Here is a 15,921-nt window from a genome sequence, read left to right as displayed (position 1 = left end):
GCGTGGTGCGGGTGGGGCTACTTCGGGGTGTCGTCCTCGCCGATGTGGTGGACGCGGACGAGGTTGGTGGAGCCGGGGACGCCGGGCGGGGAGCCGGCGGTGATGATGACGACGTCGCCCTTCTGGCAGCGGCCGATCCGGAGGAGCTGCTCGTCGACCTGGGCGACCATCTCGTCGGTGGAGTCGACGGTCGGGCCGAGGAAGGTCTCCACGCCCCAGCTGACGTTGAGCTGGGAGCGGGTGGCCGGGTCGGGGGTGAAGGCCAGGAGCGGGATGGGCGAGCGGTAGCGGGAGAGGCGGCGGACGGTGTCGCCGGACTGGGTGAAGGCGACGAGGAGCTTGGCGCCGAGGAAGTCGCCCATGTCGGCGGCGGCGCGGGCGACGGCGCCGCCCTGGGTGCGGGGCTTGTTGGCCTCGGTGAGCGGCGGGAGGCCCTTGGCGAGGAGGTCTTCCTCGGCGGCCTCGACGATGCGGCTCATGGTTTTGACGGTTTCGGTGGGGTACTTCCCGACGCTGGTCTCGCCGGAGAGCATCACGGCGTCGGTGCCGTCGATGACGGCGTTGGCGACGTCGGAGGCCTCGGCGCGGGTGGGGCGGGAGTTGTCGATCATCGAGTCGAGCATCTGGGTGGCGACGATGACCGGTTTGGCGTTGCGCTTGGCGAGCTTGATGGCGCGCTTCTGGACGATCGGGACCGTTTCGAGGGGCATTTCGACGCCGAGGTCGCCGCGGGCGACCATGATGCCGTCGAAGGCGGCGACGATGTCGTCGATGTTGTCGACGGCCTGGGGCTTTTCGACCTTGGCGATGACGGGCAGGAAGCGGTTCTCCTCGCGCATGATGCGGTGGACGTCTTCGATGTCGCGGCCGCTGCGGACGAAGGAGAGGGCGATGAGGTCGGCGCCGTAGCGCAGGGCCCAGCGGAGGTCGTCCTGGTCCTTTTCGGAGAGGGCCGGGACGGAGACGGCGACGCCGGGGAGGTTGAGGCCTTTGTGGTCGGAGACCATGCCGCCTTCGATGACCCTGGTGCGGACGTGCGGCCCGTCGACGTCGATGACTTCGAGGGTGACCTTGCCGTCGTCGACGAGGATGCGTTCGCCGGTGGTGACGTCGGCGGCGAGGCCGTCGTAGGTGGTGCCGCAGATCGCGCGGTCGCCTTCGACGGACGGTTCGACGGTGATGGTGAACTCGTCGTCGCGTTCGAGAAGTACGGGGCCTTCGCGGAATCGGCCGAGGCGGATCTTCGGACCTTGAAGATCGGCGAGGATGCCGACGCTGCGGCGGGTTTCTTCGGACGCTTTGCGGACCCGGTCGAATCGCGCCTCGTGTTCGGCGTAAGTGCCGTGGCTGAGGTTGAAGCGGGCGATGTTCATTCCGGCGTCGACGAGGGCCTTGATCTGCTCGTACGAGTCGGTGGCGGGTCCCAGAGTGCAGACGATCTTTGCTCGGCGCATGTTTCGACCCTACGACTTACCGAGCGGTAGGGAACTGTAAGGAAGTGACTGCTCAACGAGCGCTGGGTGAAAGGCTGTTGACAAGTATTGGAATGCGCGCGAAGGCGCTCCGATGAGCGGAATATAGCCCTCGCGCGGCAGGGTCTCACAGTGCGGGACGGGTCATCGTAAAGCGCGCGTTGAGGTGGGCGTAGACGGTCTGGCGCTGGGGTTCGAGGTCGAGGGCGGGGGCGGATTCCTGGGTCGCGCCGCCGTAGCCGGCGACGGAGCGCATGACGGGGGCGGTGGGGGCGTTGTTCTCGGCGCCCAGGTCGGCGACTTCCAGGAGGGCGTCCAGACGGGCGCCGAGGGCCTCGGCGTATTCGCGGGCGCGCTGGACGGCTTCGTGGACGGCCTGGGTGCGGGCGGCCCGGTGGGCGGGTGAGTCGGGGCGCAGGGCCCACCAGGGGCCGTCGACGCGGGTGAGGTCGAGGTCGGCGAGGCGGGTGGTGAGTTCGCCGAGCAGGGTGAAGTCGTTGAGGGTGGCGGTGTGGGTGACGTGTCCGTGGTAGGCGCGGATGCGTTCGTGGCGGCCTTTGTCGGTGAGCTGCGGGGTGAGGCTGAAGGTGCCGGTTTCGAGCTTCTCGATGGCGTCGCCGTAGCTCTTGATGAGGGTGAGGGCGGCTTCGTTGCGGCGGGTGAGGTCGGTGAGGGCCGTGGTGCGGTCGGTGCCGCGGGCGCTGACGGTGACGGCGATGCGGGCGATTTCGGCGTCGACTTCGAGCCGGGCTTCGCCGCGTACGGCGAGGCGAGGGGCGTCGGGGGTGCCGTAGGGAAGGGCGGTGGGGGCGGCGCCGGTGGTGGGGACTGCGGGGTCGGTCATCGGTGGCTCCCGGGTGGTGCGGGTCGGGTGTGCGGTGTGGGTTGGGGAGTGCGGGTGGTGAAGGGTCGCACATCGGGGCGGCCGGGGGCGGGTCATCCGTCCGGGGGCGGCGAGGATTTCCGCGGCCGGTGGCGAGGATGCGGGGGCGGATGCGGGGCGGATGCGGATGCGGCGGGAGGAAATGCGGCAGCGCACGCTGCTGATGGATACGGGTGCCCCGTTAAGGGAACGCAGTCGGCGGATTCGCGCGCGAGGTGGTCCGATCACGGATGCGGGCGGTCCGGTGCAGCCGATGGCTCGGGCGGTCGCGCGGGCGGCGGCGCGGCGAGGAATGCGATCGGCCATGACGCGGCGCGGCACCGGGGAAGGGAATCGCGAATTCCTTATGGGATTCCGATGCGGCGGAAGTTCGCGGCGAGCGGGGTTTTCCGCTGCCGTGCACACATCCGAGCGAGGGGAGGGATACGCGGGCCGCAAGCGGCATGAGGGCGGCGAGGGATGCCGGAGAAGCGAGGTCCCCGTGCCCGGCCTTCCGGCCGTATGCGTGGCGGGGCGCCTCTGGGCCCGGCCGGGCGGCGGGGGTGGGCGGGGCGCCGGCCCGGTCGGGCGGTGGGGTCAGCGGCGGGGGACGAGGGTGGAGCCCTGGCGGGGGACGCTGCCTGTGCGGCCGGTGGTGGGCTGGGGGAGGCCGAAGGTGGTGAAGGCGGTGCGGGTGGGGAGCGGGTAGGGGGTGTTGCCGGTGAGGGAGTTGAGGATGGTGGCGCTGCGCCAGGCGGCGAGGCCGAGGTCGGGGGTGCCCACGCCGTGGGTGTGGGTTTCGGCGTTCTGGACGTAGACCGAGCCGGAGACCGCGGGGTCGAGGAGCATGCGGTGGTGGGCGTCGATGCGGGGGCGGGCGCCGGCGTCGCGGCGTACGTAGGGGTCGAGGGCGGCGAGCAGGGTGTCCATGCGGCGTTCGCGGTAGCCGGTGGCGAGGACGACGGCGTCGGTGGTGAGGCGGGAGCGGGTGCCTTGCTGGAGGTGGTCGAGGTGGAGTTCGACCTTGGTGGTGCAGACGCGGCCGGCGGTGCGGACGAAGACGCCGGGGGTGAGGGTGGCGTCGGGCCAGCCGCCGTCGAGGGTGCGGTGGTAGAGCTCGTCGTGGATGGCGGCGAGGGTGTCGTGGTCGATGCCTTTGTGGAGCTGCCATTGGCCGGGGACGAGGTCGTCGCGGACGCGTTCGGGGAGGGCGTGGAAGTAGCGGGTGTAGTCGGGGGTGAAGTGTTCGAGCCCGAGCTTGCTGTATTCCATGGGGGCGAAGGCGGGGGTGCGGGCGAGCCAGTGGAGGCGTTCGCGGCCGGCGGGGCGGGCGCGGAGCTGGTCGAGGAAGATCTCGGCGCCCGACTGGCCGGCGCCGATGACGGTGAGGTGGTCGGCGGCGAGCAGGCGTTCGCGGTGGTCGAGGTAGTCGGCGGCATGGATGACGGGGACGGCGGGGGCGTCGGCGAGGGGGCGCAGCGGGACGGGGATGTGGGGGGTGGTGCCGATGCCGAGGACGAGGTTGCGGGCGTAGGTGCGGCCGAGGGCTTCGGCTTCGCCGTCGGTGTCGAGCTGGGTGAAGTCGATTTCGAAGAGTTCGCGTTCGTGGTTCCAGCGGACGGCGTCGATCTGGTGGCCGAAGTGGAGGGTGGGGAGTTTTTCGCTGACCCAGCGGCAGTAGGCGTCGAATTCGGCGCGGTGGATGTGGAAGCGCTCGGCGAAGTAGAAGGGGAAGAGGCGTTCGCGGGTCTTGAGGTAGTTGAGGAAGGTCCAGGGGCTGGCGGGGTCGACGAGGGTGACGAGGTCGGCGAGGAAGGGGACTTGGAGGGTGGCGCCGTCGATGAGGAGTCCGGGGTGCCAGTGGAAGGCGGGGCGCTGGTCGAAGAAGGCGGTGCGGAGGCCGGTGAGGGGGTGGGCGAGGGCCGCGAGGGAGAGGTTGAAGGGGCCGATGCCGATGCCGGCGAGGTCGAGGGGTTCGTCGGGGCTCGTGGGGTCGGGGGTGCGGGGGCCTTCGGTGTGTGGGGTGCTGCTCATCTGGGGGTGTGGCCTTCCACGAGTTTGAGGAGGGTGGTGAGGTCTCCGGATTGGGTGTGGGGATTGAGGAGGGTGGCCTTGAGCCAGAGGCCGGTGGGGGTGGTGGCGCGGCCGAGGACGGCGTGTCCGTCGGTGAGGAGGGTGCGGCGGATGGTGGCGAGGGTGGTGTGGTCGGCGCCGGTGGGGCGGAAGAGGACGGTGCTGAGGGTGGGGCGGGAGTGGAGTTCGTAGCGGGGGTGAGCCTCGATGAGGTCGGCGAGGTCCTGGGCGGCGGCGAGGGTGCGGTCGACGAGGTCGCCGAGGCCGTGGCGGCCGAGGGCCTTGAGGGTGACGGCGATCTTGAGGATGTCGGGGCGGCGGGTGGTGCGCAGTGAGCGGCTGAGCAGGTCGGGGAGGCCGGCTTCGGTGTCGTCGTCGGCGTTGAGGTAGTCGGCCTGGTGGGTGAGGGGGGCCAGGGTGGCGGGGCCGGGGACGGCGAGGAGGCCGGCCGCGACGGGTTGCCAGCCGAGTTTGTGCAGGTCGAGGGCGACGGTGTGGGCGCGGTCGAGGCCTTCCAGGGCGGCGCGGTGGGTGTCGCTGAAGAGGAGGGCTCCCCCGTAGGCGGCGTCGATGTGGAAGCGGGCGCCGTGCCGTTCGGCGAGGTCGGCGAGGGCGGGGAGGGGGTCGATGGCGCCGGAGTCGGTGGTGCCCGCGGTGGCGGTGAGGAGGACGGGGCCGGTGCGTCCGGCGAGGCCGGCCAGGCAGCTGTGGACGGTGTCGGGGGTGAGGATGCCGTCGGGGGTGGGGAGGGTGAGGGGTTCGGGGAGGCCCAGGAGCCAGGCGGAGCGGTGGATGCTGTGGTGGGCGTTGGCGCCGCAGACGATCTGTAGGGGTCGGGCCGGGCGGTGCGGGTCGGTCGCGGTGGTTTCGGGGGTGGTGGCTTCGCGGGCGAGGAGCAGGGCGAGCTGGTTGGACTCGGTACCGCCGGTGGTGATCAGGGCGTCGGGGCCGGTGGCCCGGGGGTAGACGAGCGCGGCGAGTGCGTGGCTGGTGAGGGCTTCGAGGGCGGAGGCGGCGGGGGCCTGGTCCCAGGAGTCCATCGAGGGGTTGAGGGCGGCGGCGGCGAGGTCGGCGGCGGTGGCGAGAGCCAGTGGCGGGCAGTGCAGATGGGCGGCGCAGTGCGGGTCGGCGGGGTCGGCGGCGCCGGCGGCGAGGGTGTGGACGAGGGTGCGCAGGGCGGCGTGCGGGCCGGTGCCGTGGTCGGGGAGCAGGGGGTGGCAGGCGTCGCGCACGGTGCGGGCGACCGTGTCGGGGCCGCCGGGTGGCAGGGGGCCGGCCCGGTGCTCGGCGCCGGTGGTGAGGGCGTCGAGGACGGTGTCGAGGAGGGGGCGGAGTGCGCGGGGGCCGTTGGTGCCGCCTGCGAGGGCGGTGCCGGCAGGGGGCACAGGCATCAATGTGCTCTTCTGTCAGGGGAGTTCGGGCGGTGGTCCGGTGCGGACGAGCCCTGAGGCGGCCCTAAGTTACTTTCCCCGTACGGTGCGTATCCACTGGTCGCGCGGTCATACCACCCGTAAGTGGTACGGGTGTACCGCAGGTGTTCGGGTGCCGCCGGCTGCCGGTCCGGCGGCGCCCGGTGCGTCGCGCGGCGGGGTCAGGCGCCGCCGGCCGCGGCGCGGACCCGCAGGGCCCGCCGCAGGTCGTCGAGTTGGTCGAGGAGCCTGCGGCGCAGGGCGGGGACCGGGTCGCGGTCGGTGAGGCAGGCCTCGCCGAGCCGGCGGGTGTCGTCCTCGACGACGGTGGCGGGGAAGGCGTAGCGGCCGGCGGCCGCGGCGAGGGCCGGGCCGCGGGCGGCGGCGAGGGCCGGGACGTCGGTGAAGTACCGGGCGACGTAGGGGCGGAGCAGGTCGTGCTGTTCGGGGGCCCAGAAGCCGGTGGCGGTGGCGGTGAAGAGGTAGTTGGAGAGGACGGCGTCGCCGTCGGTGGTGAACAGGGCGTCCCAGGCGGCTTGTTTGGCAGCCGGGTCGGGGAGCGCGGCGCGGCAGCGGGCGGCGCCCTCGCGGCCGGCGGCGCTGGGGTCGCGGGCGAGTTCGGCGTCGATGGCGGCGCGGAGTTCGTCGAGGGGGGTGGCGCCGAGGGTGGCGAGCCGGCCGAGGATGCGCCAGCGCAGTTCGGGGTCGAGGCGGGGGCCGCCGGGGACGCTGCCGTCGTCGAGCCAGTCCTGGATGCCTTCGGGGGTGGTGGCGCTGTCGATGAAGGCGCGTACGGCGGTGAGCCGCAGTCCCGCTTCGGAGCCGTGCTCGGGGCCTTCGGTGCGGCGGAGTATGTCGCGGCTGAGGGCGGTGAGGGTGGTGAGGGCCAGGTGGCGTTCGGCGGGCGGGAGGTAGCGGTCGGCGATCTCGGTGCGGGCGAAGGCGAGGACGCCCTGGACGAGCGCGAGGTCGGTTTCGTGCGGGAGGTGGGCGCGGGCGGCGTCCAGGTAGGCGGTGGGGGCGAGTTCGCCGTCACGGACCATGTCGCGGGCGGCGTTCCAGGCGACGGCGCGGGTCAGCGGGTCGGGGAGGCCGGACAGCGCGCCGAGGAGGGTGTCCCAGGAGACGGGGTCGAGGCGGACCTTGGCGTAGGTGAGGTCCTGGTCGTTGAGGAGGAGCAGGGCGGGGCGGCCGCCGGTGGCCCGGTGGGTGCCGGTGTCGGGCACGTCCCAGGACAGCGGCTCGCGGGGCACGAGGCGGCCCGGGGTGGTGCGGTCGTGGTCGTAGAGCCCGATGGTGAGCCGGTGGGGGCGGGTGCCGTCGGCGCTGCCGGCCGGCTCGACGGAGACGCTCCAGTTGCCGTCCGCGGCTTCCCGTACGGCGGGGGTGAGGGTGTCGACCCCGGTGGTGCGCAGCCAGCGGGCGGCCCAGGCGTGGACGTCGCGGTCGGTGGCGCGGGCGAGGGAGTCGAGGAAGTCGGCGAGGGTGGCGTTGCCGAAGCGGTGCCGGGCGAAGTGTTCGTTGATGCCGGTGAGGAAGTCTTTCTCCCCCATCCAGGCGACGAGTTGGCGCAGTGCGGAGGCGCCCTTGGCGTACGAGATGCCGTCGAAGTTGAGGAGCGCGGAGGCGGTGTCGGGGACGTCCTCGGGGGTGGGGGCGACGGGGTGGGTGGAGGGCCGCTGGTCGGCGTCGTAGCCCCAGCCCTTGCGGGCGACGGCGAAGTCGGTCCAGGTGTCGGTGAAGCGGGTGGCCTCGGCCAGGACCTGGTAACCCATGTACTCGGCGAAGGACTCGTTCAGCCAGATGTCGTCCCACCACTGGAGGGTGACCAGGTCGCCGAACCACATGTGGGCCATTTCGTGGGCGATCGTCACGCCGCGGGTCTGGCGTTCGGTGTCGGTGACGGCGGAGCGGTAGACGTACTCGTCGCGGAAGGTGACCAGGCCGGGGTTCTCCATGGCGCCCGCGTTGAACTCGGGGACGAATGCCTGGTCGTAGGAGTCGAACGGGTACGGCTCCTCGAAGATCTCGTGGTAGCGGTCGAAGCAGCGGCGGGTGAGGTCGAGGATCTCCTCGGCGTCGGCGTCCAGGTGGGGCGCGAGCGAGCGGCGGCAGTGGATGCCGAAGGGGAGTCCGGCGTGCTCGGTGCGGATCGAGTGCCAGGGGCCTGCGGCGACGGCGACGAGGTAGGTGGAGATGGGGGGCGTGGGTGCGGCCTGCCAGCGGCCCTCCCCCAGGGCTTCGACGATGCCGTTGGCGAGGACGGTCCAGTCTTCGGGCGCCTGGACGGTGACCGCGAACTCGGCCTTGAGGTCCGGCTGGTCGAAGGCGGCGAAGACGCGCTGGATGTCGTCCAGGAACAGCTGGGTGTAGACGTAGCTCTCGCCGTCGGCCGGGTCGGTGAAGCGGTGCATCCCCTCGCCGGTGTGGGAGTAGCGCATGGTGGCGTCCACGCGCAGTTGGTGGGCGCCGGGGGTGAGGCCGGTGAGCGGGAGCCGGTTGTCGTCGAGGGCCGCGGGGTCGATCGGGCGGCCGTCGAGGGTGACGGAGTGCAGCTCGGCGGGTTCGATCTCGACGAAGGTGTCGCCGTCGGCGTGCGCGGTGAACTGGATGACCGTACGTGAGCCGAACCGCTCCTCGCCGTGGGTGAGGTCGAGTGCGATCTCGTAGCGGTGGACGTCGATCAGTCGGGCTCGGGTCTGCGCCTCGTCGCGCTGCAGTTGGGGCATGCGGCCATGCTGCCGTACGGGTGGTGGGGGGTGCACGGGGTTGTGGCCACGTGCCGGTGTGCGTCTGCGGGTGCGTTGTGGCGGTGCGCGCAGTTCCCCGCGACCCCTTGGGGTGCGATCTGGTTGCCCCATCGGGATGCGCTGCGGGGCGCCGGGGGCTGGGTGTTGCGGCTTCTGCGGTTGCCGCGGGGGCCGGAGGGGACGCACCGGAACCCTCCCCCGGCCCTCGGCCGTGGGCGAACGGCGCCCCGCCACCGGCAACCGGTGCCCCCGTCACCCCCTCAACACCGGTGGGTCATCCGGGTCCGGTACCTGCGTGGACCAGCCGCCGGGGACGCTGTGGAGCTGGCGGTCGCGGAAGCGGACGGGGGCGGTGCCCACGCGGCGGGTGAAGAGGCGGCTGAAGTAGGCGGGGTCGTCGTAGCCGACGCGGCGGGCCACGGCGGCGACCGGGAGTTCGGTGCCGGCCAGGAGTTCCTTGGCGCGGCCCAGGCGGATGCCGAGGAGGTAGTCCTTCGGGCTGCAGCCGGCGCCGCGGCGGACGGCGGTGCGGAGTTCGGCGGGGGTCATGCCGCGCCGGGCGGCGTGCTCGGCGACCGAGAGCGGGAGGAAGGCGTCGCGGGCCAGGGCCGTCAGGACGGGGTCGCCGTCGGCGTCGGTGTCGGCGCGGGCGCGGCGCAGGGCGACCAGCAGTTCGTGGACCGCGGCGGAGGTCTCCACCTCCAGCAGGGGGTTGCCGCGCCGGGCCGCCCGCGCGATGCGTCCGATGGCGGCGCGCGCCGGGCCGGTGTCCGCGAGCGGTACGAGCGGGCGGTCCGGTTCGATGTAGCCGAGTTCGGTGTAGGTCGCGGCGGCGGGCCCGGTGAAGTCGACGAAGCTCTCGTCCCAGCCGGTCTCGGGGTCGGCCCCGTAGTGGTGCGGTACGCCGGGGACGAGCCACAGCAGGGCGGGGGCGGTGACGGGTTGGCGCCGGCCGTCGGTGGTGGTGAACCAGCCGCGGCCCGCGCTGATGACGAGGGCGACATGGTGGTCGAGGGTGCGCGGGCCGACGGTGGGGAGCGTGCCGTGCTGGAGGCCGACGCCGAGGCACACCAGGCCGAGCCGGTGGTGGACCGGGCGGGGCGTGAAGTACCGCATCCAGGTGTGGTACACGCCGGGCCTCCCGCCGCTCCGTCGAACCGCCGAACCGTCCAACCACAGCCGATCTTTGTCCATGGACCGTCACACCGCCAGAGGGCGAGGGTGACCGGTGACCGTGAGCGCCCGGCTCGTGGCGCGCGGCGACGAGTCAAGGGCGGGGTGGCGTGACGCGGTTCGAGGTGGGTGAGCGGGACTTCCTGCTGGACGGGCGGCCGGTGCGGCTGTTGTCGGGGGCGCTGCACTACTTCCGGGTGCACGAGGCGCAGTGGGGCCACCGGCTGGCGATGCTGCGGGCGATGGGCCTGAACTGTGTGGAGACGTATGTGCCGTGGAATCTGCACGAGCCGCGGCCGGGTGAGTTCCGGGACCCGGAGGCGCTGGGGCGGTTCCTGGACGCGGCCGGGGCGGCGGGGCTGTGGGCGATCGTGCGTCCGGGGCCGTACATCTGCGCGGAGTGGGAGAACGGCGGGCTGCCGGAGTGGCTGACGGGGCCGCTGGGGCGGCGGGTGCGGACCCGGGACGCGGCGTATCTGGCGGCCGTGGACGCGTGGTTCGGGCGGCTGCTGCCGCAGGTCGTGGCGCGGCAGTGCACCGCGGCGGCGGGGCGGGGCGGGCCGGGCGACGGGCCCGTGATCATGGTGCAGGCGGAGAACGAGTACGGCTCGTACGGCAGCGACGCGGCGTATCCGGCGTGGCTCGTGGAGCGGCTGCGGGCGCTGGGGGTGCGGGTGCCGCTGTGCACCTCGGACGGCCCGGAGGATCACATGCTGAGCGGCGGTTCGGTGCCCGGTGTGCCGGCCACCGTGAACTTCGGTTCCGGGGCGCGGGAGGCGTTCGCGACGCTGCGCCGGCACCGGGCGGGCGGGCCGCTGATGTGTATGGAGTTCTGGTGCGGCTGGTTCACGCACTGGGGGCGGGAGGCGGTGCCGCGCGCTCCGGAGGACGCGGCGGCGGCGCTGCGGGAGGTCCTGGAGTGCGGTGCGTCGGTCAATGTCTACATGGCGCACGGCGGGACGAGTTTCGGCGGCTGGGCGGGGGCGAACCGCGCGGGTGAGCTGCAGGACGGGGCGCTGCTGCCGACGGTGACCTCGTACGACTACGGGGCGCCGGTCGATGAACGCGGGCGGCCGACCGAGAAGTTCTGGCGGTTCCGGGAGGTGCTCGCGGAGTTCGCGGACGGGCCGCTGCCGCCGGTGCCCGAACCGCTGCCCGTGTTGGCGGAAGCGGCGGGGGTGGTGGTCGAGGAGTGGGCGCCCGCGGGGGACGTGCTGGAGGTGCTCGGGGGTGCGGAGGTGGTGGGCGGTGGTCCGGCGACGTTCGAGGAGCTGGGCGTGGACCGGGGGGTGGTGCGCCACCGGGTGGCGGTGCCCGGGCCGCGGGGCCCGTATCCGTTGCGGGTGCGGGGGCTGCGGGACCGGGCGGTGGTGTACGTCGACGGGGAACAGCGGGCCGTGGTGGACGGCGAGGACGCGGTGCTCGGTGAGGTGGCGGGGCCGGCGGCGGTGGAGGTGTGGGTGGAGTCGCTGGGTCGGGTCAACTACGGGCCGCGGCTGGGTGAGTCGAAGGGGATCGTGGGCGGGCTGCTGCACGAGCGGCAGTATCTGCACGGGGTGCGGTCGCGGGGGCTGCGGCTGGATGCGCTGGAGGAGGCCGGGGCGGTGGCGCGGGTGCCGTTCCGGCCGGTGGAGGGGGCCGGTGGCGGTGCGGGGCTGTACCGGGGGACGGTGACGGTGGTGGGGCGGCCCGGTGACGCCGGACTCGCGCTGCCGGGCTGGTGCCACGGCTTCGCCTGGATCAACGGGTTCTGTCTGGGGCGCTATCGGGCCGGGGGGCCGCAGCGCACGCTGTACGTGCCGGGTCCGGTGCTGCGGGAGGGCGGCAACGAGCTGCTGGTGTGGGAGTGGGAGGGCGCCCCGGCCCCGGTGGGGGACGGGGCGGGGGCGCCCGGACTGTATCCCTGCGCGGCAGGGTGCTGAGGGGGCGGTAGGGACCGGGACCGCCCCCACGGGCGTCAGACCTCGCGGACCTCGAAGGTGTCGAGGACGAACTCCGCGGTCCCGTCGTCGCCGGTCTTGCGCAGCCCCACCCATGCCTCGCCGTCGTCGGGTGCGGTGAACTCATAGGTGTGGGTGGCCGGCCGGGTCGCGACGGGGAGCGGGGTGCGGGTCAGTTCGCGGGGTGCGGGTACGTCGGTGGCGGTGATCCAGGCGTACTGGCCGGCCTTCTCGTTGGCGTAGCGGAAGGTGACGCGGTAGCGATGGCCGGGGGTGAAGCGGACGGTGTGCGGCACCGTGCGGTAGACGAGCCCGGTGTTCTCGCCGCGTGACTTGAGCGACTGGCCGCCGTCGAGGACGTCGTCGATGGCCTTGCCGTTCCAGCCGCGCCGGGTGAACGGGGCGTGCCGCTGGGCGATGTGGGTGCGGGGGTCGGTGCTGCCGCCCGCGTCGCCCTTGACGAAGACGCCCCAGCCCTGGGGGACGTGCTCGAAGTCCTCGAAGGCCAGGGCGCCCTTCCTGGTGGTCGGCCGGGCGGGCACCACCCGCAGGTTGTCGAAGCGGACGCGGGCCCGGCCGGCCGCCGCGGTCAGGGTGAGGGTGACCGGGCCGCCGCCCTCGGGGACGGTGAAGTGGGTGAAGAGGCGCTGGAAGCGGGTGCCGGATTTGCGGTCGGCGGCGACGTAGTTGCCGGCGGTGGAGGTGTCGGTCCAGTTGGTGGCGGTGACGCCGTCGGCGGTGCGGATCTCCAGGCCGGCGCGGCGGCGTTCGCCGGCGGTGGCGCCGACCTCGATCTGGACGGAGGCGGCGTAGGTGCCGGGGGCGAGCCGGGCGAGTTTCTGGGCGACGGTGGCGGCCGGGCCGGCGGCGATGACCAGTTCGTAGTCGCCGCGTTCGCTGAGCTCGACCGAGGCGGGGCCGGTGACCTGCCGGCCGTCGAGGGTTCCGGAGTGGAAGCCGGGGTCGGCCACCGGGGTGCCCTCGCCCCAGTGGGGGTCGCCCTGGGCGGGGGCCGGGGTGCGGTGGACGACGTAGGCGACGCCGGGGCGCGCGGTGAGGGTGATCTTGCCGTCGCTGACGGGCACCCGGGTCTCCTGGGTGCGGCCCTGGTCGGTGAGGCGGTACGCGTGGACGGCACGGTCCGCGGCCCAGCCCCGCGGGAGTGCCCAACGCGTGGTGCCGCCACGGGGGTTGTAGTGGTAGAGCCTGTCCGGGTCGGTGGCGTGACGGGGCTCCCAGGGGAGCAGATAGGTGCCGTCGTCGTAGACGAGCCGGCCGTCGGTGGTGATCCTGCGGGGGCCTCCGGCGTCGCTGACGGAGGTCTTGGTGGGGCCCTCGAAGGTGATCTCGTGCGGGCCCCAGGTCCTGATCGGGTACGCCTGGAGGTATTTGGCGGGCAGGGCGTCGGTCCAGATGAGGGTGTGGAAGGCGGGCCAGTCGGTCTTGCCGGTCCAGCCCTCGAAGTTGCCCATCCGGGGGTTGCCGAGCAGCGTGGGCCACTTGTCGGCGAAGACGTCCTTGTGATGGTGGTGCAGGAAGCGGATCAGCCGGGAGTTGATGCCGCGGGAGGTGTCGGGCCCGTAGTCGGTCTCGTTCGCCCAGTGCGACCACAGGGCGGAGCGCTCCAGGCCGTGGCCCCATTCGGTGGTGATCTGCCAGCCCTGGTCGCGCAGATGGCGCTGGAGCCGGTCGGAGTTCCAGCCGGATTCGCGGAAGACGTCGATGTAGAGGGTGGTCAGCGCGGGGTCGGTCTCCTTGCGCAGCCGGGCGAACCGCCGGGCGATGTCGCCGGAGACCAGATCGCGGCGGGCGTCGATCCGATAGGACTGGTCGAGCCAGTCCCACTGCTTGTCGTTCTTGTCGACGAGCGTCTCGGAGAAGGCGTGGGCGACGGGGTAGGACTCGGTGGCGTTGACGTGCACCGCGAAGTCGCTGTGCCAGGCCTTTCCGGCGCGCAGCAGGGTGTTGAGGTCTTCGAGGCCGCCGGCCCGCTGGTTGTAGTTGCCGCCGTAGTCGGGGTGGGCGGAGTCGTGGCCCTCGGACTGGTAGCCCTTGAGCAGGGTGAACTGCCGCAGCCCGTCGGTGGCCAGCGCGATGCGCTTGATGGAGTCGAGGGTGGCCAGAAAGGGGTTGGTGGCCTGGCTGGCGAAGTTGAAGGGGATGTGCGGGACGACCCGGAGGTGCTGTTCGGCAGCGCCGAGCGGCGACACCATGACGTCGCGCAGGGCGATGGCGCCGTCCTGCCAGTCGGCGGTGCCGTCGCCGTTGCGGTCGCGGGTGACGATGACGGTGGCGTACGGCAGCGGGTCGGTGCCGGTGGGGGCACCTCCCGCGCGTGGGGGTCCCCCCGCTCGAGCGGAGTCGGGAGAGGGGGAGGAGCCGGGAGTGGGGGATGTCAGGCCCGCCGCCCGGTGGGTCCACTGGCCGCAGCCGAGCCGTGCGGTGACGAGGCCGTCGCGGCGGGTGGTCTGCCGCCACAGCCGGCCGTTCTCCCAGGCGGTGGCGGCGGTGGGCCGGTCGTAGCAGGTGTTGGTCTCGATGCCGGCGGCCAGGTCACCGGTGGCCACGACGGCGTACGCGCAGCCGGTGGGGCCGCTCTCGGCGGGGGTGTCGTCGGTGACCTGGATCAGGGTGTCGCCGCTGGTGGCCTTGTCGAGGGCGATCCGGGCGGCGAGCAGGGTGGCGCCGGGCTGGTCGCTGCGGACGGCGAGCAGGGCGAGGCCGGGGATCTCCAGGGTGCCGACGCGCAGGGCCGGGGTGTCGGTGAGGTCGGTGACCCGCCAGGTGGTGCGCCGGCCGTGGACGGCGATCTCCACGGTGAGCGTGGTGCCGCCGTCGAAGCGGAGGGTGTAGGTGGCGCGGCCGGCGCGGGTGCGGTGGGCGACGTGGGGGGTGTGGGCGGTGCCGTCGAGGAGGACCCGGGTGACCGGGGTGTCCTGGCCGTGGAGGACGGCACCGGTGCCGCGGTCCGTGTAGGAGACGATGCGCGGGAAGGCGGTGTCGACGCGGACCTCCAGCGCGTCGGACCGCAGCACCGCCTCCGCCGCGCGCGGTGCGGCGGTGGCGGGGCGGGTGCCGAGCGGGAGGGCGCCGGCGGCCCCGGCGAGCGCGGTGGCGGCGACGACCGTCCGGCGGCTGGGCCCGGACGGGGCATCTGTCTGCTGGTTCACGCGCGCGGTCCTCCTTCGTGCGGGCACTGCCTGTCGGCGGACAGCGTGCTGCCGCCGCGGGGCGGGCGCCCATGGACAAAGGCGGGGCAGGTGTTGGACAGATGTGCGGCGCGCGGGGTGCGGGCGGTCAGGCGGTCGCCCCGCCGTCGAGGGGCAGGACGGCGGTGAGTTCCCAGCCGCCCTCGGCCGCCGGGCCGGCGGCGAGCCGGCCGCCCATCGCCTCGGCCCGTTCGGTGAGTCCGGCCAGGCCGGAGCTCCCCCAGCCTCCGGCCGGGAGGTGCCCCCAGCCGCGGGCCTGTTCGGAGAGGCGGGCGCAGGCACCACCGTCGTTGGCGACGTGCAGTTCCACCGATCCGTTCGAAGGCGGCGCCGGCCGGCGGGCCGTCGAGGTTGGTGGCGCGGGCGCCGCGGGCCTGGACGACGATGCCGGTGACGTGGTGGGCGACCAGGTCGTGCAGTTCCCGTGCCAGTTCCAGGCGTTCGGCGGCCCGGACCGCGGCGAGATCGCGCAGCCGCCGGTCGTCCTGCCGGCGCAGGGTCAGCGAAGAGGCGGAGACGACGACGGTGAGCACGGCCTGCACCACGGTGAACAGGCCCGGCCGGAGGTCCCGCAGCGGGGTGAGCACACCGGCGGGACCCGCCGGGTGCGCGCGGCCGCCGCCGGGGCCGGTGTGGCGGCCCGCCGTCGCGGGAGGCGGAAGGGGTCAGCCCCGGGCCGCGTTCGAGGGGGCATCGTCCGGCGACTCGACGGGGTCGTGATGACCGCCGAGCAGGACGTAGACGAGGGCCGCGGCGGAGGCGGCGAGGAACAGTGCGGCGCAGACCGTCGTACGGCGGTCCCGGTCGGGCGCCGGTGGGCGGCGGCGGGGCTCGGTGGTCATGCCGTTCACGCTAGGGAGCCGGCGGCGGGGCCGCCCAGGGTCGTCCGGTCATCCGTGGCGCCACAAGGTCCGGCAGGGAGCGGGCAGGTGGTCCCCGTGGGGGACGGACCGAGGTCCCTGGCCCGGGGTGACCGAGGTCCGGGACTTCCGTCCCTGCGGGCACGGCGAAGGGCCCGGGAAGCGGTTCCCCG

The 15,921-nt window shown here is 73.6% G+C and carries 10 protein-coding genes and 1 pseudogene; 1 reads left to right on the top strand and 10 read right to left on the bottom strand.

Annotated features, from left to right (window positions below; all coding sequences use genetic code 11):
* Positions 1-17: 17 nt before the first annotated feature.
* The 6 genes from pyk to ACFW5B_RS15405 form a co-directional block, all read right to left on the bottom strand.
* Positions 18-1,454 carry a pyruvate kinase gene (gene pyk / locus ACFW5B_RS15430; RefSeq protein ID WP_386439018.1) on the bottom strand — a complete coding sequence of 479 codons (1,437 nt, stop codon included), beginning with the start codon at positions 1,452-1,454 and terminating at the stop codon, positions 18-20.
* 145 nt (positions 1,455-1,599) lie between these two features.
* Positions 1,600-2,316 carry an SIMPL domain-containing protein gene (locus ACFW5B_RS15425; protein ID WP_386439016.1) on the bottom strand — a complete coding sequence of 239 codons (717 nt, stop codon included), beginning with the start codon at positions 2,314-2,316 and terminating at the stop codon, positions 1,600-1,602.
* A 615-nt stretch (positions 2,317-2,931) separates the two neighbouring features.
* A complete protein-coding gene (locus tag ACFW5B_RS15420) occupies positions 2,932-4,368 on the bottom strand; it encodes a lysine N(6)-hydroxylase/L-ornithine N(5)-oxygenase family protein (RefSeq protein WP_386439012.1) in 1,437 nt (478 codons plus the stop codon).
* Positions 4,365-5,798 carry a pyridoxal phosphate-dependent decarboxylase family protein gene (locus ACFW5B_RS15415; protein ID WP_386439009.1) on the bottom strand — a complete coding sequence of 478 codons (1,434 nt, stop codon included), beginning with the start codon at positions 5,796-5,798 and terminating at the stop codon, positions 4,365-4,367. The genes ACFW5B_RS15420 and ACFW5B_RS15415 overlap by 4 nt, the downstream gene beginning before the upstream one ends.
* Before the next feature lie 200 nt (positions 5,799-5,998).
* Positions 5,999-8,545, bottom strand: a complete 2,547-nt coding sequence (pepN, locus tag ACFW5B_RS15410) for an aminopeptidase N (RefSeq protein ID WP_386439006.1) — start codon at positions 8,543-8,545, stop codon at positions 5,999-6,001.
* A gap of 273 nt (positions 8,546-8,818) precedes the next feature.
* Entirely contained in the window at positions 8,819-9,697 is an 879-nt protein-coding gene (locus tag ACFW5B_RS15405) for a helix-turn-helix domain-containing protein (RefSeq protein ID WP_386439003.1), read from the bottom strand.
* A 152-nt stretch (positions 9,698-9,849) separates the two neighbouring features.
* Between ACFW5B_RS15405 and ACFW5B_RS15400 the strand changes: the two genes are divergently transcribed.
* A complete protein-coding gene (locus ACFW5B_RS15400; protein ID WP_386439000.1) occupies positions 9,850-11,661 on the top strand; it encodes a glycoside hydrolase family 35 protein in 1,812 nt (603 codons plus the stop codon).
* Between the two features lie 35 nt (positions 11,662-11,696).
* Here the strand turns inward: ACFW5B_RS15400 and ACFW5B_RS15395 are convergent, their stop codons facing one another.
* The 4 genes and pseudogenes from ACFW5B_RS15395 to ACFW5B_RS15380 form a co-directional block, all read right to left on the bottom strand.
* On the bottom strand, positions 11,697-14,849 hold the full coding sequence (locus ACFW5B_RS15395; protein WP_386438997.1) for an endo-alpha-N-acetylgalactosaminidase family protein: 3,153 nt from the start codon (positions 14,847-14,849) through the stop codon (positions 11,697-11,699).
* A 127-nt stretch (positions 14,850-14,976) separates the two neighbouring features.
* On the bottom strand, positions 14,977-15,198 hold the full coding sequence (locus ACFW5B_RS15390) for a hypothetical protein (protein ID WP_386439129.1): 222 nt from the start codon (positions 15,196-15,198) through the stop codon (positions 14,977-14,979).
* A 43-nt stretch (positions 15,199-15,241) separates the two neighbouring features.
* Positions 15,242-15,421, bottom strand: a pseudogene (locus ACFW5B_RS15385) (histidine kinase); the annotation flags it as partial.
* Between the two features lie 132 nt (positions 15,422-15,553).
* On the bottom strand, positions 15,554-15,730 hold the full coding sequence (locus ACFW5B_RS15380; RefSeq protein ID WP_386438994.1) for a hypothetical protein: 177 nt from the start codon (positions 15,728-15,730) through the stop codon (positions 15,554-15,556).
* Between the last annotated feature and the right edge of the window lie 191 nt (positions 15,731-15,921).

Origin of the sequence: Streptomyces sp. NPDC058773 (assembly GCF_042746015.1) — a bacterium.
Taxonomy (GTDB): domain Bacteria; phylum Actinomycetota; class Actinomycetes; order Streptomycetales; family Streptomycetaceae; genus Streptomyces.
The sequence above is the reverse complement of the archived record's forward strand: the minus strand, read 5'-3'. Positions and strand labels throughout refer to the sequence as shown.